17 protein-coding genes are annotated in these 23,793 nt (G+C 43.0%); 7 read left to right on the top strand and 10 right to left on the bottom strand.

All coding sequences use genetic code 11. From position 1 onward, the window contains the following. Positions 1–56: 56 nt before the first annotated feature. Positions 57–473 carry an acyl-CoA thioesterase gene (locus tag GQS54_RS00325; protein WP_166422028.1) on the top strand — a complete coding sequence of 139 codons (417 nt, stop codon included), beginning with the start codon at positions 57–59 and terminating at the stop codon, positions 471–473. A gap of 77 nt (positions 474–550) precedes the next feature. Here GQS54_RS00325 and GQS54_RS00330 read toward each other — a convergent pair whose 3' ends face one another. Continuing rightward, on the bottom strand, positions 551–1,111 hold the full coding sequence (locus GQS54_RS00330) for an outer membrane beta-barrel protein (protein WP_166422029.1): 561 nt from the start codon (positions 1,109–1,111) through the stop codon (positions 551–553). A gap of 294 nt (positions 1,112–1,405) precedes the next feature. Here GQS54_RS00330 and GQS54_RS00335 point away from each other — a divergent pair, with 294 nt between their 5' ends. Next, complete coding sequence (locus GQS54_RS00335) at positions 1,406–1,633, top strand: EexN family lipoprotein (RefSeq protein WP_166422030.1); 228 nt, start codon at positions 1,406–1,408, stop codon at positions 1,631–1,633. An 83-nt stretch (positions 1,634–1,716) separates the two neighbouring features. Here GQS54_RS00335 and GQS54_RS00340 read toward each other — a convergent pair whose 3' ends face one another. The 8 genes from GQS54_RS00340 to GQS54_RS00375 all read right to left on the bottom strand — a co-directional run bounded on the left by GQS54_RS00340 (position 1,717) and on the right by GQS54_RS00375 (position 12,428). Further along, a complete protein-coding gene (locus GQS54_RS00340) occupies positions 1,717–2,424 on the bottom strand; it encodes a DUF1499 domain-containing protein (RefSeq protein WP_166422031.1) in 708 nt (235 codons plus the stop codon). 309 nt (positions 2,425–2,733) lie between these two features. Then, the gene (locus GQS54_RS00345; RefSeq protein ID WP_166422032.1) at positions 2,734–3,357 is read right to left on the bottom strand and encodes a CDP-alcohol phosphatidyltransferase family protein; all 624 of its coding nucleotides are present in this window, start codon (positions 3,355–3,357) and stop codon (positions 2,734–2,736) included. Between the two features lie 73 nt (positions 3,358–3,430). Continuing rightward, positions 3,431–4,096 carry an ATP-binding cassette domain-containing protein gene (locus GQS54_RS00350; RefSeq protein WP_166422033.1) on the bottom strand — a complete coding sequence of 222 codons (666 nt, stop codon included), beginning with the start codon at positions 4,094–4,096 and terminating at the stop codon, positions 3,431–3,433. After that, the gene (locus GQS54_RS00355; RefSeq protein WP_240919784.1) at positions 4,080–5,729 is read right to left on the bottom strand and encodes an ABC transporter permease; all 1,650 of its coding nucleotides are present in this window, start codon (positions 5,727–5,729) and stop codon (positions 4,080–4,082) included. Before GQS54_RS00355 ends, GQS54_RS00350 begins: the two co-directional genes overlap by 17 nt. Then, positions 5,705–6,931 carry an ABC transporter substrate-binding protein gene (locus GQS54_RS00360; RefSeq protein ID WP_166422410.1) on the bottom strand — a complete coding sequence of 409 codons (1,227 nt, stop codon included), beginning with the start codon at positions 6,929–6,931 and terminating at the stop codon, positions 5,705–5,707. Before GQS54_RS00360 ends, GQS54_RS00355 begins: the two co-directional genes overlap by 25 nt. Continuing rightward, entirely contained in the window at positions 6,915–7,793 is an 879-nt protein-coding gene (locus GQS54_RS00365; RefSeq protein ID WP_166422034.1) for a DUF547 domain-containing protein, read from the bottom strand. Before GQS54_RS00365 ends, GQS54_RS00360 begins: the two co-directional genes overlap by 17 nt. 134 nt (positions 7,794–7,927) lie before the next feature. Further along, positions 7,928–10,069 carry a bifunctional TVP38/TMEM64 family protein/FAD-dependent oxidoreductase gene (locus tag GQS54_RS00370; RefSeq protein WP_166422035.1) on the bottom strand — a complete coding sequence of 714 codons (2,142 nt, stop codon included), beginning with the start codon at positions 10,067–10,069 and terminating at the stop codon, positions 7,928–7,930. Between the two features lie 7 nt (positions 10,070–10,076). Further along, positions 10,077–12,428, bottom strand: a complete 2,352-nt coding sequence (locus tag GQS54_RS00375; protein ID WP_166422036.1) for a TonB-dependent receptor — start codon at positions 12,426–12,428, stop codon at positions 10,077–10,079. 349 nt (positions 12,429–12,777) lie between these two features. On the opposite strand from GQS54_RS00375, the gene GQS54_RS00380 reads away from it, so the two are divergent. After that, positions 12,778–14,034: an MFS transporter gene (locus GQS54_RS00380; protein ID WP_346766538.1), complete on the top strand. Its 1,257-nt coding sequence runs from the start codon at positions 12,778–12,780 to the stop codon at positions 14,032–14,034. Here GQS54_RS00380 and GQS54_RS00385 read toward each other — a convergent pair. After that, on the bottom strand, positions 14,024–15,007 hold the full coding sequence (locus tag GQS54_RS00385) for a diguanylate cyclase (protein ID WP_166422037.1): 984 nt from the start codon (positions 15,005–15,007) through the stop codon (positions 14,024–14,026). The genes GQS54_RS00380 and GQS54_RS00385 overlap by 11 nt on opposite strands. A gap of 545 nt (positions 15,008–15,552) precedes the next feature. On the opposite strand from GQS54_RS00385, the gene GQS54_RS00390 reads away from it, so the two are divergent. The 4 genes from GQS54_RS00390 to GQS54_RS00405 all read left to right on the top strand — a co-directional run bounded on the left by GQS54_RS00390 (position 15,553) and on the right by GQS54_RS00405 (position 23,786). Next, entirely contained in the window at positions 15,553–16,125 is a 573-nt protein-coding gene (locus GQS54_RS00390; protein ID WP_158768443.1) for an RNA polymerase sigma factor, read from the top strand. Beyond that, a complete protein-coding gene (locus tag GQS54_RS00395) occupies positions 16,122–17,252 on the top strand; it encodes a FecR domain-containing protein (protein WP_166422038.1) in 1,131 nt (376 codons plus the stop codon). Before GQS54_RS00390 ends, GQS54_RS00395 begins: the two co-directional genes overlap by 4 nt. Positions 17,253–17,373: 121 nt before the next feature. Continuing rightward, positions 17,374–20,754 (top strand): TonB-dependent receptor, encoded by a 3,381-nt coding sequence (locus tag GQS54_RS00400; RefSeq protein ID WP_166422039.1) that lies wholly within the window; start codon positions 17,374–17,376, stop codon positions 20,752–20,754. A gap of 62 nt (positions 20,755–20,816) precedes the next feature. Then, positions 20,817–23,786 (top strand): LpqB family beta-propeller domain-containing protein, encoded by a 2,970-nt coding sequence (locus GQS54_RS00405; protein ID WP_166422040.1) that lies wholly within the window; start codon positions 20,817–20,819, stop codon positions 23,784–23,786. Positions 23,787–23,793 lie beyond the last annotated feature (7 nt).

Here is a 23,793-nt window from a genome sequence, read left to right on the forward strand (position 1 = left end):
TACAATCTCGCTACAGCGCTTATTAACCCGCTTAAAATTAACATAAAGGTAGCGATATGCCCGAAGAAAAAGCCATTGGTAAACTTACCACTCGTACACTTGCCATGCCGTCTGACACAAACGCTTCAGGTGATATTTTTGGTGGCTGGGTACTATCACAAATGGATATTGCCGCAGGAATATGTGCCGGTCAAAGAGCACAAAGTCGTGTGGTGACTGTGTCTGTTGATAGTATGAGTTTTATTCGCCCTGTGAAAGTCGGCGACATTTTGGGCCTTTACACAAGTGTTGTACATTTAGGGCGCACCTCAATGGTGATAAACGTCGAGGCATGGGTAAGGCGTGATCGTATTGGCTTGCGTGAGAAAGTCACCCAAGGTCATTTCAAATTTGTGGCTATCGACGACAACGGCGTGCCTACACCCTTACCACCAGAAAGCGAATTACCGGATTACGTATTAGGAAACTTTTAATTATCTAAAGGTGGACGCGTAATAAGACGGGGCGACACATTTACCTGCCGCCCTTGTCTACATATCCGTGGTATATATTAGAATGAGTAACGCGCGGCGATACCCATAATGTCATTGTCGTCCGACGTGCGATAAGAAATGCTTACTGCCGCTTCAGGCGTGAAGTAATAACTTGCACCCAAGTTCAAGTATGTATCGTCATCATCGTCTAAATCGATATAGGAAACACCGCCATCTAATTCAATATTCGGTGTGACGCGAGAACGGATACCCGCTGTTAAACCATAACCGTTTTGGTCATATGATTCGAGTTCTGCCTCTTCATAACTGACTACACCGTACACGTCAGTGTTGCTTGAAGCGGCCATCCGGTAACCTAAACCTAAGCTCAGTTGGTTAAAATCAATATCACGGTTAGCAACTTCATCCGAGGTATCGGTATAGGAACCATTCAAAAACACATTTTTACCCACCAAGGCCGAGCCGGATACTTTAAAGCCGTCGGGTTCGTAGCTGGAGTCGTCGACATCAATTTTGGCGTAACCGCCTTCTACGTAATTAAAATCAGGAGATGCTGCGTAAACAGAAGGAACTGAGATCACGGTCGCTGCTAATAAAGCAATTTTTGAAGTTTTCATTGAAATTCCTTAAATAAAAAAATTGATTGAGCGAGCAACAGAGAGCAGATGTGTATGCGCCCTATAAGCGAACACGGAAAATGGAAATCTACTTCTGTCCTCGCCTAATAGATGATGTTAAGAGTCTGATTTTCAATAGAAAAAGTTGTATTTTCTGCGATATTTTTTTAGTATCTAAACGTGATAAATTGTTAACGGATATGTAATTTTCGCTTTTTCAATTAGTTGAGAAGGCAAAGCTGCCGTTTTAGCCCGAACGATCAGCGTTTTTAACTGGGTATTTAAGGAAGAAAAATGAAAAAATTTATATTGATACTACCCTTGGTGTTTGGATTAGCCGCATGTGGTACCCCCTCAGTTGAAGACTTGGTAGACGACCCTGAGTTGCTAAGTGAAATATTGGCAGAATGTACGACTAAGCTAATGAAAGGCGAAGATGCAAAAACAGAAGAGTGTATGAATGCCACTGAAGCGCAAAAACAAATTCTGAATAATGTGATGAAAGGTTTGCTAGGTAATTAATAACCACTTTACAGCAAACTAAAAACGCCCAGCGATGTATATCACTGGGCGTTTTCTATAGTGCTATATTCCCAAGTACGGGATTAAAGTTTGCTATTTATCGCATCGATAAGCGTATGAATGCGTTCGGCGTTCTTACCTAAGTCACTCATGCCTACGCGAGATTTACTGCGTATATCCAAATAACTTTCTTCTCCGGTTGTACGTATACGCACAACAACGTCATCTTTAAAGCCAAACCAACCAGTGGTGTCTGTGGCTTCAATAAGTCCTAGAGATTTATCAGCATTTACCAATTCCCAACCTAATCCGTTAACAGCGGCCTCGGCAGCATCAAATAACTGTTCTGTGTCTTGAGGATACTTTTGCGTAATTAGTTCTGGGTAGGCTTCGCGTTGTTGCTTAGCTGTTTCTTCGCCAGCGTATTCAACTGGATTTGGTGCATCGGCACGAAGGGCAACAATGGCGACAAACTTCGGAGGATTGACCAAATCGGTAGAAATATCATGAATAGGGGGTACTGATTTGGCTTTACCCATCATGCTCATAGGCAAACCGACGGCAACGATAGCTAATACGGCCGATACACCAACCGCTGCCCAGCTGATGTTCTTGCGTAAGAAAATCACTTGAATAAGGATAAGGACTAACGCAGCAATACCGACGTATACACCAAAACGTAAGGCGGTAAATGCCGGTCCTAATTCCAAAATACCAAACTTGTATAAGGGACCAGGCAAAGCGACGAGCAAAATTGCCAATAAACTAATAAGGCTAACCAATGTCTTCATAAGATGTTCTCCGTTCTTATTGTAATATTCGAATTTTATAAATCGAATTTTTGTTACCGCATGATATATGAACCAACTGATACTATCAGTAACAGTTTTTGGACTTAAGTTTGTTATTAATTATGTATTTAGATAAGCAATCAATATAAAGCACGACGATACAACGGTTTTGAATTTTGATAATGAGTGACGTGTTAGTTTTGCTTGTTGCATCATATTTATTTAAAGGCGAAAAACGCAGTGCTTGGTCGCTATTAGTATTCTGATATTAATACCATTTCGAGACGCATTTGAGACAAAATACTACCATCAGCTGATTGTTTTAGTGGCTATCAAGGTGTTGTAACCTACCCAAATACGTATGATCGCCGTTAACCAGCAAATAACAGCAAACACGCTGGCAATCGGTACAAAGTAGCTTGGAAATAAGCAAAACAGACACAATACGAGAATCGTTTCAAAACCTTCCGCTAGCCCACCCATATAATGCAGACTCTTTTGCGGATAATTAGGACTGTCAATACCATGCTTACTGGCCATAATCGCAAAGGCTAAAAAGCTGCCTCCGGTAGCCATAAACGACAGCATTAAAAAACTACCAGCAATGGCATTTTCCACTGGGGTTGCACAGACAAACGCAAATACAATGGCCGAATAAAAGATAAAGTCTAGGGTAATGTCTAAAAATCCACCGGCATCAGAGGGCGAGGTTTCTCTGGCTATGGCGCCATCTAGCCCATCGCCCAGCCGATTCAATAAAATCAGGCATAGCGCTAGTATGTAGTGTCCGTAGAAAATAGCAGGTACCGCTAACATGCCAATAATGAAACCGACTAATGTCACGCCGTCGGCCGTGACGCCACGCCTAATTAATTGTTTAGCTAGGCTGCAAAGTGGCTTTTTTAATAACCTATTTAGTATGGGGTCAATCATGGTTTACCTTGTTCATTAGAGTATTTTTACCTGCTAACAGGTTTTACGACCAAGCACTCGCCTGCTTATAACGTCACTTTGTACTGTGATAATAGGTGGCTAAATCTAAATGCTGAGCTTGGGGCGGTATATTTTTTATATCGTGGCTAACCATTATGCTTGGCACTCCACGTTCTTGTAGCTGATTATATGCCCACTGACTAACGAGTGCGCCGGTCTTTGGATCAAGCGCTGCGAAAGGTTCATCCATCAACAATGCCTTCGGTTGATTAGCCAATGCCCTTATTAAGCCTACTCGAGAGCGCTCGCCGCCACTAAGTTGGTCAGGATAGTGCTGGGCAACATAGCCCATATCAATATTATCCAACATATTAATTGCTACTTTACGGCGCTGGCTTTTGTGCAGTTTTTTACCGTTCGATCCTGTTAAGGAATAGGGTAAGGCGAAACAGATATTATCTATTACGTTTAAATGAGGGAATAGATGTACGTCTTGCATAAGTAAGCCTATGCGACGTTGCTCAATGTTAAGGCCGTTAAGTGGGATATCATTCAGAGCGATATCACCGCTAATATCGGCATGCGTGATTTTATCACCCAATATCCAATGCAAAAATGTAGATTTACCCATGCCGCTTGGTCCTGTTAGCACGAGTAATTCGCCGCTTTTCAAGGTGATATCAGGTAGCTCAATACGACCATTATCGGTATGGATATGACAATTACTGATGCTCAGCATCAAAACTTCCTCTAATTCGTTGAGCCAGTATGCTGGCAATTAAAAAAGCGATAAAAGGAAGGGCTGCTTGCACGAGTATGTAAACTGCTGTAATGCTTTGCTCGTTGCCAGAAGCGATAGCGACTGCCTCTGTGGTAATAGTTGTGACTCGCCCTGCACCAATCATAAGCGTGGGGATATACTGCGCAACACTAACGGAAAATGCGATAGCCAAAGCACTTAATAGTGCAGGGCGCAACAGCATGAAGCGTACTCGCCACCAACGTTGCCAATAGGTGTAACCAAAACTGGCAGCAACCAATTCGTAATGTTGGTTCAGGCTTTGAAAGGGACCCCTTAAAACTAAGTAACTATAGGCAAATGTGAAGGGCAAATGAGACAGAATGATCCAACCGGTACTATAGCTACCTGATAATCCGGTATGGGTAACTTGCCAACCGTATACCATACTCAGTTGCGGTAACAATATAGCCATTAACCAAACGTAGTCAGGTAGCTTACGATTAGTTTGCTGTTGTAATTCTAAGGCGAGTAAGGTGACGGCTACGCCTAAAAGACTGCTAAAAAATGCAATGTTTAGGCTATGTAATAGTGGCCCTTGCATAAAGAACCATTCATCTTGCCAGAGGGAAAATGACCAGTTAGCGGTACTTATTGTGCTTTGAGTGTTCCAGCCGAACGACCAAAGCAAAAAAGTTATCAAAATGGCCACTGTTAATAAGCTGAAAAAGCCTAACCACGCGGTAAATAATCGGCTTAGACGAGCAATTTTAAATGGATTAGCCATAACGGCGTTAATACGCAAACGGTTTATCGTAAACCACTCATGCCCATAGATGCTAACGATCAACAAGCCAAGCATAATCAATAACATCAGATTGCCCAGAAAAGCATTTGCCTGTTCGTAGGCGTTAAAACCCGTTTGCCAGTTATAAAGCACGACAGCGTAAAGTTGTGGAATATTTGGCCCTACAAGCAAGCTAATATCCAGTACTGATAAGGAATAGGCCATGGCAGCGAGCAACGCCAAACGCGACTGCTTGAGCATAATGGGGAAAACTAATAACCACCAACTTGCCCCCTCGGTGTAACCTAGAGCCTTGCCTTGTAATAACCAGTCTTTGATAGCCAGTTGGCGGCCCAGTGCGCTTAATATAAGCAGAAAAAACGGGACTTCTTTTATGCTGATTGCCAATACCATAGTTAAAAGGCTTTTTCGTGGTAACCCCAACCAGTCAGGAGCAGTTTGACCAAATAATCCCCAAAGAGCATTGAAGACCATGCCACCTGAACTAAACAAATACACTAAACCTAAGGCGACGGCTAAATGGGGCAGCGATAACAACGGAGCCAAGCGTTTTTCTAGCGTTTGCCAGCGAGGATTAAAACGATATTGACTATAAACCATAAAAGCGACGTATAGCGCTAACAGAGGTGCAGCTAAAGAAATGAATAGGGTGTTGGTGATGGAATATGTTAAGCCGTTATAGGCAAAAAAACGCGCTACATCTGCCTCCGAGATAGGAACAGACGGCCACAAACCAACGATCACGCCAAATAAGGGCAGGCCTGCTACAAGCGCAACAACTAGCCAGCCCGCACTAAGGGTTAGGCGCCGTATTTTTGTTGCCATTTATCTTCAATAACTTGTTGCCAAGAACTGTGTAATTCTTGTTGTGCGGGCAAGGTAGAAGCTTCGTCTAACAAGGGCGTGATAACGCTCGGATCGCCCCAACTACCATTCAGTTTTTGCTTTTGTGCCAGCTCACTTAATAAAAAGTTAATCACAACCTTAGCGCCGGCTGAGTTCTGGGCTGCTTTAGGAATGGCTAAGTTGTGGCTATTGGTGATCGCACCTTGCGCGAAATATAAACGCTGAGAGGTAGTAGGAATACGCTTTTCATTTTTTTCTTTTGCCATTTCGTTCGGATTAAAACTAACTGCCAGAACAAATTGCTTTTGTTGAAATAACGAGAGCTGTTCGGTGTTTGAGCTTGGGAATGCATTGCCTTTTTGCCAGCTAAGCGGGTGAAGTTGATCAAGATAATCCCATAACAAAGGCAATAGATCATCTTGGGCTTGGGACGTTGCTGCAGAATATAGACGTTTATCTTTATTGCTTAAATCAACCAATAGCTGTTTTAAAAAAGTGGTTCCATGAAACTCGGGAGGGCGAGGATAGCTTATGCGCCCGGGGTTTTGCTTAGCTGCAGCCAATATAATGCTTGATGTTACTGTGTTCTGTTCAGACTCACCAAGCAGGCCCTCATCAGCAATTATATTGAATTGACCGACTCCCCAAGGAACCTCAAAACCTTCTATCGGCACCCCAAAATCATTTTTAAGTGGCAGTTTTTGGGTTGCGAGTAAGGCGCTATTAGGGATAGATGACCACAGTTTGCCAAGCAACAGACGTTGCTCTTTCAGATAACTGAAATTTTCACCATTAACCCACAAAAGATCGATAGCACTTTTACTGCCATCTTCAGCTTTTAAGCGGCTGACTGCCTCGCTGATGTCCGCTACTTTGACGTGCCGTAAACGCACATTATAACGACTGGCGATTTCTCGTGCTGCCCAGCGTAAATAGTCATTAATGGGCTTCGAGCCACCCCAAGCGTAGAAGTACACTGTTTCACCTTTAGCGTCAGCCAAGGTTTGCTGCCATTGTGGGCTGCTCTCAAGCTGAACGGTTGGTGTATCTGGCAGTGGTTGTGCGTTTACGTTAGGTAATAATGCCAAAATAGCGACAGCCATTAATACAACCAAGGCCGCTAACGGATTGGAGTATTTTACATTGCTTAAAAAGCGCAAAGATTTAGAAGTTAGCCACATCATTTAAACGCCAGTCGTAATCTTTAAATATGATGGGATAATCAGCACGTTGAATTAACGCACGTTGTTCTTGAGGATTGTTGTCGCCTTCAACCAACGCTTCGCTATAGGCACTAAGCAAGTCGAACAACGAATTAAAACCCTCGTCGCCTTTTTCAAAATCACCACGATACCATTTAAAAATCGACGATAATGATGCTTGGCCATTTTGACCATCAAGCAGTATTTCGTTGCGGCTGTTATCAGCTAAAAATAACTGCATTTGGTTATCTAGCTGTAGCGTCAGTTGATCGGCAACAAATGCTTCATTTCTGAGGGGCGGACACGAAACTGCGGCACAAACTAACGCTGCATGTATACGGGGCTCTTTGAACCATTTGCGCACCATGCTGTGCTCGATATCGTCTAAATTATGCTTCTCACCAAAGAGGGTGAAAAACTTCTTTTCCCACGGGGTCGTGAATAGACTGCCTAAATCCCGGATAGACTCAGCATCATCTTCGGTAAATTCCTGCCAATTATCGACGATGAGTTTTAAGGTAAAACCATTGTATGCATTGATTAAAAAACTTAGTTCTTGGGTTTTACTCCACGTGTCGTACTGGCTTTTTGTCACATTTGAATAGACGGTCAACAGGGTGTTTAACGTTTCCTTCTGCATGGCTAGTTTCTGGTAATCGACTCGAGTTTGTTTGTGATCTTTTGAAACTTGAACAACTTGTTTTAACAATTGGTCAAAGCCAGTATAGCTGTGATCAAACTCTGCAGCATGCAGCTTAGCTGCGATAGAAAGCAAAATGAAAGCGCTAAAGGTGGCAGCGTAACGTACTAAACGTTTCGAGGTACTGTGTGACGTCTTCATGCTATTCCTCGTGTAGAAAATCGTTCATTTAAATACAAAAAGCAACGTCGAAGCTACCGCTATATTAATAGCCTCGGCATTCACTGAACAACCCAAGGCAGACTCAAATAAGCATGCCCAGATTGACTGACAACCTACTTACGACGCCATGTGTGGAAGCGCTCAAGAAAGGCTAACACTTTTTGCGGAGCATGGTCTTTTTTCCAGTTTCCCGCTACGTTTTTATTGGCTTCCGCCATGGTAGGGTAAATATGAATGGTGCCCAGTATTTTATTTAAGCCAAGGCCGTGCTTCATAGCTAATACAAATTCAGCTAATAGCTCGCCTGCATTGGCGCCAACTATTGTGGCGCCTAAAATTTTGTCTTTACCGGGTTTGGTCAATACTTTAACAAAACCACGGGCGTGATCATCAGCCAAAGCTCGGTCGAGACCACCAATATCGTAACGGGTAACTTCTACTTCAATACCTTGTTGCTTAGCAGAGGTCTCATTTAAACCCACAGTAGCAATTTCTGGCTCAGCAAAAGTTGCCCAAGGAATAACACTGTAATCCACTTTAAATATTTTAAACGGTCTGAATAAAGCATTTACCGCAGCATACCAAGCCTGATGGCTAGCAGTATGTGTGAACTGATAAGGGCCTGCTACATCGCCCGCCGCTAAAATATTCGGGTACTTAGTTTGTAAAAAATCATTTGTCACTACGGTACGGTCGGTTTCAATACCCAATTTCTCTAAACCGAAACCGGTTAGGTTAGCTTGACGGCCAACGGCGACTAAAATTTTATCGAAAGGTATGCGTTCTTCTTTACCTTCAAACTCAACCAATAACACATTGCCTTCACTGGTGCTTTCGACCGCCATCGCACTGGTATTCAGGCGTAAGTTGATACCGTCCTTTTCCAGCTGAATTTGTAAGTGCTTAGCTGCATCTGGGTCTTCTTTGCTCAGTACCTGATCACCGCGTTCAATTTGGGTAACGTGCGTACCTAAACGGCCAAACGCTTGAGATAATTCACAACCAATTGGCCCACCGCCCAGTACTATCAAGCGCTTAGGCTGTTCACGGATTTCCCATAGGTTGTCGGCGGTCAAATAATCAATGTCTTTTAAGCCTGGAATGTCTGGCACAAATGCACGTGCTCCGGTCGCAATAACTATATTGCGTGTGGTCAATGACTGCACCCCGTCTTCTGTTTGAATATCTACCTGCCAAGGTGACACTATAGTCGCGCTACCAATAGCAACTTTTACACCAAGGGATTCGTAACGCTCAACTGAATCATGAGGCTCGATAGACTTAATTACGTTATGAACTTTATTCATAACCGCTTCAAAATTTATCTTAGGCGCGTCATACGTCACCCCTGCACTTTGCGATGTATGATGAACATGGGCGAGTTTACTGGCGTGTAATAAGCTTTTAGACGGCACACAACCGGTGTTTAAACAATCACCGCCCATCTTATGACGCTCAACTAAGGTCACGGATGATTTAATTGCTGCTGCAATATAGGCTGTTACTAAACCTGCTGAGCCTGCACCGATAACAACAAGGTTACGATCGAATTTTTTAGGTTTTTTCCAGCCTTTGTAAACACGACGTTGTTGCAAAGCACTAAGAATGAACTTAGCTAAAATAGGGAATATACCCAACAAAACAAACGATAGGATAAGGTCAGTGGAAACGATGTCCGATAATTGGTTTATTTCTACTAATTGGGTACCTGCATTGACGAAAACGGCGGTGCCAATCAGCATGCCCACTTGGCTAACCCAGTAGTATGTCCAGGTTTTAATACCTGTTACGCCCATAACTAAGTTTATGATAAAGAAGGGGAATATAGGGACAAGACGTAAGCTAAGCAAATAAAATGCGCCATCTTTTTCAATGCCTTTATCAATCGAATCAAGTTTCTTCGAGAAGGTGCTTTTTACCCAGTCGCGCAATAAAAAGCGCGATGCTAAGAAGGCCAGTGTTGCACCTATGCTTGACGCGAAGGACGCAAGTAATAAACCCCAACCGAAACCAAACAAGGCACCTGCACCCAGCGTTAAAATAGCTGCCCCTGGCACACTAAGGGCGGTGGCGACAGCATAAATGACAAGATAGCCGATAAATGCGACTAACCAATTAGCATTTATATATTCAGCGAGATCCTGTTGATTGCTCTTTAGACTCTCAAGGGTGAGATATTGATTTAAATCGAATATAAAAAAGCTGGCGATAAGCGCAGCAATGATTACGACTAATATCGTACGTTTACTATTCATGTCTAATTTAGGCCTTAAAATTGTAGGTATAGGTTAACTGAACATTCCGTGGGAGTTCAGGGAAAACCAAGGTTGAACCGAAATAGCCGCCTTCAAAAACGGGGCGCCAATTTTTTTCATTCGTGAGATTGTTTACTTCTAAGCGTAAGCTCGATTGCTCTGATAACGTCACATTGGTGTTGGCATTAATCGTAATCTGGTCGCGTATTAACACAGTCGCTAAATAATCGAGCGGATAACTTTTGCTGTAAATAGCCGAGCCCGAAACGTCCCAGTTTTCTAATATTTGATAACCTGCGCTAGCAGAAACAGTCTGCTGTGGTATGCCCTGTACACGTTGGTTTGAAGCTGCAAAGCCTGCAAAATTAGGTGCGCCTATACCGGTACCTTGAATGATATCGGGACGCGAATTATCAAATGCATCGGCAACCTGCTGTGAATCTTGAGCACTGGCTGAGTCGTCATAACGCGCATCTAGGTAGCTGTACCCTAGGTTAGCCCATAAGTTGTCGCCTTGATAAAAGACTTGTGCCTCAAAGCCTTTGGCAATGATGCCTGTGTTGCTGCCGTCACGGTTACGTAAGCTGCGTGTTTGTTCAAATACTGACGCATCAGCATACCAAGGTGTGTTAGCTGGTGAGTACTTGATACCCAACTCATACAGTTCATTTTCAGTGGCAAAATTGAGTGGGCTTATTTTGTTATCTGCACCCAGTACCGTGCCGCCTCCCATACTGTTAGACGTTGCTTCGCTATAGCTATAAGTCGCATAGGTAACGATATCGCTGTTAATTTTAAAACGAGCACTGGCTGAGCCAGCGTACAACCATTTACTAAAGCTGTCTTGGGCCGCTATTTGACCTTGTGGAGCTAGAGCATCACGGGCAGTTACGTCGTAATGGTCCGCGCGCAGACCTATCGTGGTGCTGAACCTGTTACTCCAATCACTGTCCTGTTCGGCGAATAAACCTGTTTGCCATGCAGTGGAGTCAGTGGTATCAGACAACGAAAAGTCGTTAATGCCATCACCGTCCACATCGTAGTTTGCGCCGGGTGATACGAAAACACCTGGGCGAAGTTCCACCAACCGAGCTTGTTGTGCATTGGTTAATGGAATACGGCGCTGCTCTAAGCTGCCCAGTAGATCAATGGGTAAGTCTGCTTCTGTGGTGAATTGGCTGTAGCCTAAAACGTCGTTATATCGAATATCCAATCCCCATGTGGTTTGCTGCTCGGCGCTCCACGTTGAATTAATCTCAATTCGATTTTGGGCTGTTTTAGCGCCATCAATAATTTCCACAAAGCTATTTGGGGCAATTTCCTCGCGGTCTAAATATTGAAAGTAACTACGATTCGTTAGGCTGTGTACAGAGTTTAGCTGGCGCTCATAGGTACTGTGCAAAACGTAGGTTTGGGCATTATTAATGGTGTCTGGATCGGTTAGTACCCTATTGCGAGGAATGTGTACTTCACCCGTAGGTGAGACGACTGCAAATGCACCGGGCACTTGCGACCCATTAGGCTGCACGCCTTGACCTGTGATATACAAACCATTATCGATAAGATTTTGCGTAGGGCGATTGATGCCTGCGTTATCGGTAAAATCCACATCGAAGTATTCAAAGCTAATGTCCCAGCTAGATTTATCATCGGGTAATAGGCGATACGCAACAAATATGTCTTCACTCTGGTACTGGCTATAATCGTAGTAACTGTCGTTGTCTATGTATTCTGCACTAACTCGGATACCACTTTTACCTTCATCTATCGCTGTATTTACATCAACTTGACCACGATAATGCTGCCAACTACCGGCACTGGCTTGCAGTTTTATATCAGTGCCGGTCAAAGTAGCGACTTTGTTATTTAAATTGACAAAGCCTCCGTTACGCTGAGTGGTGCCTAGTATTACCGATGGTGCGCCTTTAACCACATCTATTTGGCCGACACTGTTAAATGACAAGGGGATACCAAAACCGTTATTACCCGCCTGTCGGCGCATTCCTTGCTGGAACAACTCACCTAACTGACCTCGAATAGTAGGTAAACTCGGCGCGCCAAAGCCACTGGCTGAATACGTGTTGGGTACTAAGGTTAATACGTCTTGTAGGTCGTCAATGGACAACTGCTCTAACATATCGCTTGAAATCGAGGTCAGCGTACGAGCTATGTCCGTTAAACTTTTGTCTTTACCGAATGGACCGTCGATCACCGCATTTTTGGGAGACATGATCAAAGTGGGTTGCGCTGAGCCGATAACAGTTACATGTTCGACACTGTTGTCTTGCTCTTGGGCGCCGGCACTAAAAGCCATCGCTAAGCTTGCACTAACAAACAAGCTGTGCTGTAAAGTCGACATATTTTATCCTTTATAAATGATTCTGTGCTTAGAGACCCAGTAACCTTGTGTTTTATTACACGAGTATGCGATGTAAATAGCTTAGATTAGTACTAAATGTTATATACCTGTTACGTTTTATAACTGATTTAGTTTAATTTTTTATTTATATGCCATATTGGTCATTGCAATGATAGTTTTGATTGCGTTAAAAGAGCAAATAAAAGTCCTAATAAACAAAGCTTTACCTGAATTTCGCCCAATGTCGCAGAACACATTTTTGTTATATTGAGGATGTAACAGATTAGGGCGATAAAAAGGATCTAAAAATAGCTAATTTTATTCAGTGTATAAGGAAGTAGATTCATACGTGGTGAAATACGACGTAAACATTAAATATAAACACAGCCCTTATTATTTAGCCGGCTTTATTAATGCCTGCATTATGGCGTGCTTGATACCGGTAATGTCTTTATATGCGTACCAGTATCTCGGTGCAAGTTCAGCGCAGCTGAGTGTGCTGTTGGGTGGGTACTCCCTAAGCAGCATTCTTTACGCTATTGTGATTGCAAGAATTGTGGAGCGTCTCGACAGACATAAAATCTGGTTGCTGGGTATTAGCTTGATGGCTAGCTGCGCATTAATACTTTTAAGTAATACGCAAAATTATCTGTTTGCTGTGTTTATCATGAGCATCCTATTCGCTCCGTTTCATACATCAACGTCGTTACTAATGGGGTTAGCGTTTCGATATTTTCCACGAGAGCAGATAACTAGGGTTAATGCGCGATTAATGGCCACAATCAGCGCCGCGTGGATAGTGGGTCCAAGTTTGGCATTTTATATGACTGAACACCTCGGGTTTAACGTGTTTTTTTATGCCCTTGGCGTTGTGTTAGTACTACTGGCTCTGTTGTTTTATTGTTTGCCCATCTCTGATAATACTATTGCGAAATTCTCAAATAGTTCTGATGAACAGCATGTGCAAACTTGCGATGCAAATCCAAGTGATCCAGTTATCCTAACCACTAAAAAAGCGAATGATATTACGGATTACGCATTCTTATGGCCACCAATCATGCTTTTCACCTTACTTAGTTTTGCCATTAATCTGTATCAACATCTGATGCCAGTCTATTTTGTTAAGGAAGGACTGTCTGTTAGTTTGGTTGGAATACTTTTTATGAGCGCTGCCATCGTTGAAATTAGCTTAATTACGCGTTGCCCTAGTTTGCTTTCTCGTTTTTCGTACCATCAGCTATTTATTATCGCTAGTGTGTGCGGAATTGCTTTTTTTATGCTGCTGCCCCTTAGTCAAAACACGTCATATTTATTTTTACTGCAAACTTTAAAAGCCATTATGTATGGAATTATGGCAGGACTGGGCGTGAATTTATTGCAACGCTTGCTGCCTAACGAATCCACTTTTGCCGTAGCGCTGTATCAAAATACATTCGCCATGGGGATGTTGCTAGCTGGGTTTGCTGTCGGAGCGGCAGTTCAATATCTACCGCCCCAAGGGCTTTTCAGTATAAGCGCAGCTGTAGCTCTGCTGTGCTTGATTATATTGTTGCTCTTTAGGCGCGCTTTTACTGTAGCTGCGCACGCTGATGATATTAAAGACTGATGTTGATTCTATTTCTACCATCGGCTTTCGCGCGATATAAGGCCGTGTCAGCAGCACAAATTAAGGCTTCAGTGGTTCGAAACTGCCCGCCAAACTCGGTAGCAATGCCTTGGCTAACACTGACTCTAAAATTTGCAGGCAAACCCAAATCGCTAAAAGTAAGCGTATTAATCTGTTGTTGAATGTCTTTGGCAACAATATCAGCACTGGCGCTCTTAAATCGCGGCAGAATAACGGCAAATTCTTCTCCGCCATAGCGTGCTGCTAAGCTGTCATTGGCGGGAAGGCAGTCTTGTATCGTCTTAGCAATTCGCTGTAAGCATTTATCTCCATTGACGTGGCCAAACTGATCGTTAAATAATTTGAAATAATCGACATCAATTAAAATTAAGCTAATGGGTTGGGTATTGTTAAGGCACTCGAGCCAACTTTTCTGTAATTTTTTTTCAAGGTTGTGACGATTGGCTAAACCGGTTAAGTGATCAGTGGACGCTAATCTGCGTAGTTCACTGTACTCTGATTTGTGTTGAGATAAGTTGTGAATAACACCCACAAACAACGGGGCTGAATGCGTAATCGACGTAGGCAGGCAAGATACAGATAAATCTGCCTCTAACCAAGTATTGTCACTGCGCGTAATAAGCACTTCCTTGGGACCATGATTTAAAGCTAAATCGTGATTGTTTTTCCAATTCAAAAATAAATATTCATATTGCTCTCGATAACGTTCGTGTAGAAATGTAAACCATTTTTGCCCTACAAGAGATTCTTGTGGTGCACCGAAAAATTTTGCCGCAAGCGGATTTATCATTTCTATTACGCCATCGCTATCTACTATAAAAATGGCCTCAGCTATCACGTTTGCCATTCTGCTAAACGCCGTCATTTTCTTATTTAATAAGGGGACCGAAAAAGTCTCTAGTAATGAAGATATATTAGGTGTTTTATCGTTCGAGTTTTTTGAGTTTGACATCGTGCTTCCTTGTTCTGCGTTTCCACGCTGATGTTTGATGGCAAACACTTTATTAAACTAAAGTCTCTAATACCTTCTGCTAACCTTCCTTTTTTAAGTCATTGATTTTTATGTTTTATTTTATTTTTAGATTGGTTCGGGCAGGTTGTTTTTTATGCTTTCAAGTTTTACCAAAACGGCCATGCTGTAGCGGTAGAGGATTTTAAGACAAAAAAAACGCCATAAATTGGCGCACAGAATAACCGGTACAATGACTCAAAAGTGCAATGTCATGTTCTTATTTGAAGTGGCTATAAAGTGCGGTGTAGTTAAAAGACAATATTTCGTCCCGTATTAATATTACGCAGTATGTGTAATATTTTTAATACCTATCACATTTCACATTTATTATATAAAAATCAATATTAAACAATTGCTTAAGAATATTTTTAGGTCATCGGATATAGTGCTAATAAAAAAATATAAATTTAATTTTGTTTTAAGGTTCCGTTTTTAGCGTCTTAAGCGTTAGGGCATATAGGATACGACTAAAAAGGAGACAAACGGTGTCAGTTGCACAACATATTAACAACCGTGATCTCCGAATTTATGTAGAAGATAACGATCTGAGTGAAGCTCAGCGGGCATTAATTACCGATTTATTTAATCAACATAACGATACTCTGTTACGTTTTTTACGCGCCCGTTTACCATCGGACTCAGATGCCCATGAAGTTGCACAAGAAGCCTATGTTAGGTTACTTGATCTGGATAAACCGGGAGCAATTAGCTACTTACGTGCTTATCTTTTTAAGACTGCGTCGAATTTAGCAGTGGATCATTTGCGCTCTGCGCAACGGGCTAGTCGGTATCGGCCAATGACATTTTTTAAAGAAGAAGCTCCTTCGGAAGAACATGTTGCCTTAGTAAACGAAAAAATGAGATTGATGAATGGATTTGTGAATGAGCTGCCAGCTAAATGTCGCAAGGTATTCATGTTGAGTCGTTACCACGATATGACGACTAATGAAATTGCGCAACTAATGCGGTTGTCAGACCGAATGGTCAGAAAATATCTGGTTCGCGCAACTGAACATTGTCAAATGCGTTTGGAAGAAGCGACCGGAGGTGGTCAGTGAAAGATAAAGAAACCTTAGAGCCCTTGCATGAGGCAACGCTATGGTATTACACCATTAAAGATCCAGAAGTACCTGAACAGGCAATAGTCGACTGGCTTTCTTGGCTACAAGCCAGTAATGAGAATACGCAAGCATTTGAGAAAATTGAACAGCTTATGCAATTGACCACTCAGGCGAAAGAGATTGATTGGCCGGACGACAATGAGTTGTTAGACGATGATTATGTTGGCGAAATGAGTGTTCAGCAGTGGCGTTTGAATCAAAAGGGATGGCGAAAGTGGTATAGCATTTTTTTAGATTTTAAATTACCGGCTAAAAAAAACCTCATTCCATCATTTGCCATATCAATTGTGGCATTTGCGTTATTTGTTTTACTGAGCGCTCAGATGCCCAATTTTAACGAAAGTGATATTGCCGTATCGGTCCATGAAACAGGGTCTGGCCAACATGAACGAATAGAGCTCGATGATGGCTCAATCATTACGTTGGGCGCGCAAAGTTTAATTTCAGTCGCTTATAGCGAGGATCAACGAAAAGTATTGTTAGAGCGAGGGGAGGCTTACTTTGACGTTGCTAAAGATCCCAATCGGCCTTTTGTAGTGGGCTCGGGCAGTCGCACCGTTACCGCTGTCGGCACAGAGTTTAATATTATGCGTCAGTCTGAGCGAGTGGTCGTAACGGTAGCTGAAGGCAAAGTATTAGTTGAGCCAAAATCCAAGCCATCTTCAGTCCCTAGGATTATTAAAGCGTTCAAAAAGAAGTACGGTAATACGAATACGTTTTTAATTGCCGGGCAGCAACTGACATATAACAAAGATACGATTTCTGACGTTGAAGCAGCAAATTCGAAGGCTGTTACATCATGGAAGGAAGGCAGCTTGCAGTATTTAACTGAGAAGCTGAAGTTTGTTGTTGAAGATATTAATCGTTATTCAGAGCACCCCATCAGAATTGGAGATGAACTCGTCGCAAACCAAGCTTATTCCGGCACTGTGTACGCCAACAGAATAGAAAACTGGCTTGATAGTATCTCAAAAGCGTTTCCGGTAAAGATCTTGACCCATAATAATGGCGATATTGTTCTTGTTACCGATACCACTAAAATAAAAAATAATTCGGACCATTAGAAATTTATAGTTCCGATCTTGTCCGTTCTTCCGTCTAGGTAGGCAGGTGTTATTTAATTTTGAAGTTAAATGACATCTGCTTACCCAATAAATCAAAATAATTAAAACGGTGGAACATAACATGCGAAAACAAAGAAAAGGGAAACTCAATACAAGACTCTCCATTGTGGTTAGTGCGTTGATTCCAGCCTTAGTGTTCGCAGTGGATGCTAGTGAATTAGATAAATCGATAGAATTTAATATTCCAGCTCAGCCTTTGAATGCGGCGCTTTTAGCATTTTCAAAGCAGTCAGGTGTGCAATTAGCCGTTCAAACAAATATTATTGAAGGGGTCAATATAAGTGGCATCGTCGGCCAGAAGGTGACGTCTGATGCTCTGAGTACACTATTGGACAATACCGGTCTTACCTACACCATTATCGGTGATGACACCGTGGCTATTTCTGAGCTTGACGGAAGCCAATCATTGGGAAAGTCTCTACTGACGTCCGCAAAAAAAGCAAGGACGTCAGTGGCGACAAGCAGTAATGAGTCTGCAAAAGACACGTTAATAAATAGAAACGAACAACAACTTGAAACAATCTCGGTGGTGGGTTCCAAAATTGGTAACTTACGCACTGAGGCGGCATTACCCGTCGCTGTATTTGACCAAGATGCAATTGATGCCATCGGTGCCAGTGACGGCAATGAATTGATCAGAAGTATGCCGCAAATGGGGGATATGACATGGAACGAGTCATGGATACCCGGCAGCAGTAATGCTGCGCGAGGTGATATGGGCTCGCTCAACCTCAAGAATCTAGGTGCTTCTAACACGTTACTATTGGTTAACGGCCGTCGATCAGTTATTCACCCGACCACTTCGACCGTAGACAACAGTATGTCCACAACCACGTTTAACACCAATGCCATCCCGATGTACGGCTTGGATCGTGTTGAAGTGTTGCTAGATGGTGCTGCGGCAATTTACGGCTCGGATGCCATTGCTGGCGTCGTGAATATAGTCACAAATAAAGAGATTAACGGCGCGGGCGTCAAACTAAAATATGGCGCTGCCCCCGGCACTGAACGCTCAGATACAGAACTGACAGGTTATTGGGGGAGTGATTTTGACAGCGGTCGAGGCAATGTGTCAGTTATGTATAATTTGTCACATAGAGAGCCTCAATACACCTCGGATCAATGGTATACCGCAACGAGTGATCATAGAGATTTTTTAAATGGTACCGATCTTCAAGGAAGTGCGGCACTTGACCGACGTAGTACGTATACCCCATGGGGCAACTATATCGCCCCCGGTCAGATTTTTCAGAATGGGAATGCCCTTACTAGCTCCGCAGGGTATTTTCATACCGAAACCGGTGATTCACAAAATTGTATTACCCAGTCTTCACAAGGCACGTGCTTTGTTTCAGGCTCCGCGACGGGTGATTATAAATATGATGCGTCTAAGGAAAATACTTACCTCACGCCCAAGGTAGACCGGTTTAATGTATTTACTAATTTTACCTATCAGTTGATGGCTGATTTGGAACTATTTGGTGAATTATCTTTGTATAAAGCAAAAACTGAATATGTGACCGGAGCGGGTCTATTTTCTGTAAACCAACCTGTCTATGTGCCTGCTGATGCTTATTACAATCCTTTGGGAGCAATGTATTTAGCTGATGGCTCGCTAAACTCCAATCGTATTGCCAATTTGGATAACGTATCCGAAGAGGGAAGTGTCGTGCAATTGCGTAATTACAGATTTGCCGATGCAGGTGTGAGAGAAGTGGATGTCGATAACATGCAGACGCGATTCTTAGTCGGTTTGAAAGGTTGGACAATTAACGATTTTGAATGGGAATCTGCCATGCTGTACTCCCAAGGTAAATCGGTAGATAAGTCAGAAGGGTATAGTGTATCGAAAATCGTTGATGCACTCTCCGGTACCACTGCTGATGCTTATAATCCATTTGCTGGTGGCTCACTTACCCACCCAAGCTATGGTGATGACACTGCTAATTCACAGGCGGTTATTGACTCTTTTACCGTATGGACTAAACGAGAAAGTACCTCTGAACTTGCTTCCTGGGATTTTAAAGTCAATAAATCTGACTTGCTAAACTTACCAGCAGGTGAATTAGGTTTTGCGGCTGGCATTGAAGTGCGTTACGAGTCACTAAAGGATGATCGAGATCCACTGTTAGATGGCACGGCACCCTATACCGATTGGTATACGGGTACTGTTTATGACAGTGACCTAGCTGGCAGTAGTCCCACGCCAGATTCATACGGTAGTCGAAACGTTAAAACAGCTTATCTAGAGTTTGCAGTACCGCTAATTGCCGAAGATTTTAATATTCCGCTAATGCAGTCTTTAGATATGCAATTGGCCGCTCGTTATGAAAGCTATAGTGATGTGGGTGACATTTCGACGCCAAAAGTTGCTTTAGCATGGGCAGTGTCGGACGACTTGATGTTTAGAGGCTCTTGGTCTGAAGGCTTTAAAGCTCCTAACCTTGAAGTGCTAAATGCAGGTGAGATGGCACGGTATCTTACTTTCCCTGATTACATTTACTGTGAGGCTGCAGTAAGAGCTGAGCAAATTAGTGGTTATTCTCAGTGCACCAAATCTTATGACGTGACGTGGCATATGAAAGGTAATGACGATCTTGAGCCTGAAACATCAGAAAACGTATCAGTGGGGGGAGTATTTACACCGCAGTTTTTGCCCGATAATTGGGGCAACATGAAGTTCACTCTAGATGCTTGGCGCATCCAAATTGATGACCAAATTGGGGTCACGCCAACACTTGATGTGATTATTCATGATCTGTATCTACGCACACAACAAGGTACGACAGATCCTCGCGTATTTAGAGCTGACCCGAGTAGTGATGATATCGCGCTGTTTAGCGGTACGGGTTTGGATGCAGTAGGAGAAATTCAGTATGTGCAAACCGATTACGCTAACCTCAATTCTCTTGAGGCGAGAGGAGTAGATTTTAGTTTTGATTGGAGTTCTGCGAAAACTGAATATGGTTCATTTTCATTTAATTTCGCGGTGTCTAAATTACTAAACTTCAAGCAAGCACTAACACAAGAAATGCAAGACGCGAAAGCGGCCCAAGACGCGGGTTTACTTGATGCTTACATCGTGATTGGCACAGCAGATGAAGTTGGGCGTAGTGGTAAAAAACCTGAGTGGAAAGGCAGCAGCCGATTTATTTGGCACTATGAGGATTTTATTTACCGCTTGTCTGCGCAATACACGGGCAGTGTACTCGATGGTAAATATGCTAGCGGCCTAGACTTTGAAGTTCCCTCGATTGTTACTTGGAATACATCGGCACAATACCAGCTCGATGAATCAATCTTAGATGGTGTCATCGCGGAAATTGGTGTGAGAAATATATTTGATAAAGAGCCTCCTTTAAATGCCTCAGGTAATTATTTGGCAAACCTTTATCTACCTTTCTCACGCTATGTTTACGCGAGTTTAGAAAAGAAATTTTAGGTTTTTATCGTGCTTACTGGTTACCAGTAAGCACTTTTTATGCATGCTAAATAGGACATCAAATGAAACAAATTCTTTCTAAGGCGATATTAGCTGGATTGTTATTAATCAATGCTAATGCGGCCTGGGCAAAAGAACAAAGTAAGCCGCAAATTCATTATAAAAATCTTACGGTTAACCAAGGTACTGCTATGTCAGTATCAGTATCCCCCGATGGTAAATGGTTAGCGATTGATTTACAGGGCAGCTTGTGGACGCTGTCCAGTGAAGGTGGGGAAGCGACTAAGATAACAGATGTATTTGATGATGCGCATCAGCCAACTTGGTCACCGGATGGCAAAACATTGGCGTATTTTGCGTTTATAGACGGAGGCTACGATCTTTGGTCTATTGAGCCGGATGGCAGCAATCGACAGCAATTAACATGGGGGCCGTATGACGATAGAGAGCCCGTATGGTCACCAGATGGCAGCAAAATCGCCTTCGCCTCGGACCGGAAAGGGACATATACCAGCTATAACATTTGGACCTTGAATATGGCCAGTGGTGAGCTTACTGCTATAACCGATGATATATATGAAAATCGCATGCCTACTTGGTCAGCAAACGGCAAAGAGATAACGTATACCAGTATGCGAGACAAGCAGTATGGGCTTTGGAGCACTGATATAAGGGATCTAAATGAAAAGCTCATTTTGACGGATACGGCTGTGATTAATAACCCGTCTTGGAGCCCCTCCGGTAAGTTGGCGTATAGTCGAAGTAATGGGCACAAAATGCAGCTTTTGATCGATCAAAAAATTGTCAGTGGTGAGGATGATGTGTTTCCTTTTCAACCTAGTTGGACTAAAAACGGTCAGTATTATTATGTTGCAGAAGGCGAAATCAAACGCGGTCAGCTGACGAGTAAGTCCATTAGTACCATCCCTTTTAGTGCGAAGTTGAAATCGGGCAAAGAGGAGTATGTTAGGAGCGTACGTGACTTTAGTTCAGCTGAGGAAAATGCAGCTGTGGGCGTTGTAAGGCCAGCACTTTCACCAGACGGTAAGAAAGTGGCCTTTGTTGCCTTAGGTAATTTGTATTTAATGACCATTGGTCAAGAGCCTGAAAACTTAACCGATGACCACTATATGCAAGCGGATCCATCTTGGTCACCTGATGGTAAGTATTTAGTATACTCATCTGATCAAGGCGGAGATATGATGCAGTTATGGACTCGAGAAATAGCAACGGGAAAAGAACGTCAGTTAACAAATATTACGACTCAACCTCTTGAAGCAACGTGGTCGCCAGATGGAAAACGTATCGCTTATCTGAACGTTGATGGTATGTGGGGCGTTGCAGGCTTGGCTGTGGTTGACGTTGCAAGTGGCAAAATTACGACGCTAACGCCCTCGTTGAAACAACCAGGGAAACCGACTTGGTCGGCAGATAGCAAACGAGTGGCGATTGCCGGAACGTCTTCTTTTTCACATAGTTTTCGCGAAGGGACTAATCAGGTTTACGTGGTCGCTGCTGACGGCTCGCAAAGTGATAAGTGGTATTCGCCTGAGCTGAATATGTCAATTGATACCCGTGGTGGAGCCGGACCCGTTTGGTCACCAGACGGTAAAAAAATGGCTGCTATTTATGGCGGAACCTTACATGTATGGCCGGTATCTTTAGAAGGAAAGCCTTTAGGCCCACCTCGAAGTATCACCAATGAAATTGCCCACTCCCCTAGCTGGGCTGGTGACTCCACAACAATGCTGTTTCAGTCAGAAGATAAACTTAAAACTGTTAATGTGTTAAGTGGCGAAATTTCTACCATAGAGATGCCCCTTACTTATAAGATGGATAAGCCTGACGAACGTTTGGTTGTGCATGTTGGCGGCTTATTTGATGGTGAGAACGACCGCATACAGAAGAATGTTGATATTATTATCGACGGTAATTTAATTACCGAAATCGTCCCTCATAATCCGCAAAATCATAAAGCCTCAAAGTTTTATGATGCTTCTAACCTAGTAGCTATGCCTGGCATGATAGAAAGTCATGTGCACCCACAAAAGGATTTAGGCCAGTCTGCACATCGAGCTTGGTTAGCGTATGGCGTCACCACAGTGCGCGACTTAGGTAACCAGCCTTACCATGGTGTTGAGGACCGCGAAGCCAGTGAAGCTGGTGTTAGAGTCGGTCCAAGAATATATACGACAGGACACTTGATGGAGTGGCAACGAGTATATTATAAAATGGGAATCGCCATTTCAGGTCCTGCCCATTTAGAAAAAGAGCTAGGTAGAGCTAAAGCACTGAAATATGACCACCTAAAAAGCTACGTACGGTTACCTGATGCTCAGCAGAAAAAAGTAGTGGGTTTCGCTCATCATGATATGGGAGTACCGGTATCCTCACATGAAGTATATCCATCGTCAGCTATTGGCGTAGATAATATCGAGCACTTAGGCGCGACAAGCCGCAGAGGATATAGCTTAAAACACATCCATGGTCATGCATTTGATGATGCCACACAGCTCATCGATAAGGTGATTACACCGACTATTTTTGGTGCGATTAACGGTTATCTAGTTAGAAATCCTGAGTTGGTTAATGATCCGCGTTTAAGCCTTTACCCCAGTTGGGCACAAAAAGGAATCAAGCATCCTCGGGAGTTTCCTGCCGAGTATCAAGCATCCCTCAAGAAAATGGCTACTACTTTAAAAGCGCTATTTGATAAAGGTACAACGATTACAGCTGGTACTGACTTGGTGATGGCGCTAAATCTTCATGCAGAAATAGACTTTTATGTCACTGAAGCTGGGTTAACACCGTTTCAAGCATTGCGCTCAGCTACTGCAGTGCCAGCAAAAACGCTCGGTTTAAATGCCGGGACATTGGAAGCGGGCAAACTAGCAGATATCGTGTTTTTGGAGGCGAGTCCTTTAGACGATATTGCCAATACGACGAAGGTAAATATGACGATGATCAACGGGCATCTCTTGTCACAATCTCAGTTATTGGACAAGCAAGTTCCCATCGATGTTTTTAATTAACATTTAG

It is taken from the genome of Paraglaciecola sp. 20A4, from assembly GCF_011378905.1.
Lineage (GTDB): Bacteria > Pseudomonadota > Gammaproteobacteria > Enterobacterales > Alteromonadaceae > Paraglaciecola.

What these genes read in the sequence shown, in the direction of transcription:
- GQS54_RS00325 (WP_166422028.1), top strand. Translation starts at nt 57, where the DNA reads ATGCCCGAAGAAAAAGCCATTGGTAAACTTACCACTCGTACACTTGCC.
- GQS54_RS00345 (WP_166422032.1), bottom strand. Translation starts at nt 3,357, where the DNA reads ATGATTGACCCCATACTAAATAGGTTATTAAAAAAGCCACTTTGCAGC.
- GQS54_RS00355 (WP_240919784.1), bottom strand. Translation starts at nt 5,729, where the DNA reads ATGGCAACAAAAATACGGCGCCTAACCCTTAGTGCGGGCTGGCTAGTT.
- GQS54_RS00375 (WP_166422036.1), bottom strand. Translation starts at nt 12,428, where the DNA reads ATGTCGACTTTACAGCACAGCTTGTTTGTTAGTGCAAGCTTAGCGATG.
- GQS54_RS00330 (WP_166422029.1), bottom strand. Translation starts at nt 1,111, where the DNA reads ATGAAAACTTCAAAAATTGCTTTATTAGCAGCGACCGTGATCTCAGTT.
- GQS54_RS00340 (WP_166422031.1), bottom strand. Translation starts at nt 2,424, where the DNA reads ATGAAGACATTGGTTAGCCTTATTAGTTTATTGGCAATTTTGCTCGTC.
- GQS54_RS00385 (WP_166422037.1), bottom strand. Translation starts at nt 15,007, where the DNA reads ATGTCAAACTCAAAAAACTCGAACGATAAAACACCTAATATATCTTCA.
- GQS54_RS00360 (WP_166422410.1), bottom strand. Translation starts at nt 6,931, where the DNA reads ATGTGGCTAACTTCTAAATCTTTGCGCTTTTTAAGCAATGTAAAATAC.
- GQS54_RS00370 (WP_166422035.1), bottom strand. Translation starts at nt 10,069, where the DNA reads ATGAATAGTAAACGTACGATATTAGTCGTAATCATTGCTGCGCTTATC.
- GQS54_RS00365 (WP_166422034.1), bottom strand. Translation starts at nt 7,793, where the DNA reads ATGAAGACGTCACACAGTACCTCGAAACGTTTAGTACGTTACGCTGCC.
- GQS54_RS00350 (WP_166422033.1), bottom strand. Translation starts at nt 4,096, where the DNA reads ATGCTGAGCATCAGTAATTGTCATATCCATACCGATAATGGTCGTATT.
- GQS54_RS00405 (WP_166422040.1), top strand. Translation starts at nt 20,817, where the DNA reads ATGAAACAAATTCTTTCTAAGGCGATATTAGCTGGATTGTTATTAATC.
- GQS54_RS00400 (WP_166422039.1), top strand. Translation starts at nt 17,374, where the DNA reads ATGCGAAAACAAAGAAAAGGGAAACTCAATACAAGACTCTCCATTGTG.
- GQS54_RS00335 (WP_166422030.1), top strand. Translation starts at nt 1,406, where the DNA reads ATGAAAAAATTTATATTGATACTACCCTTGGTGTTTGGATTAGCCGCA.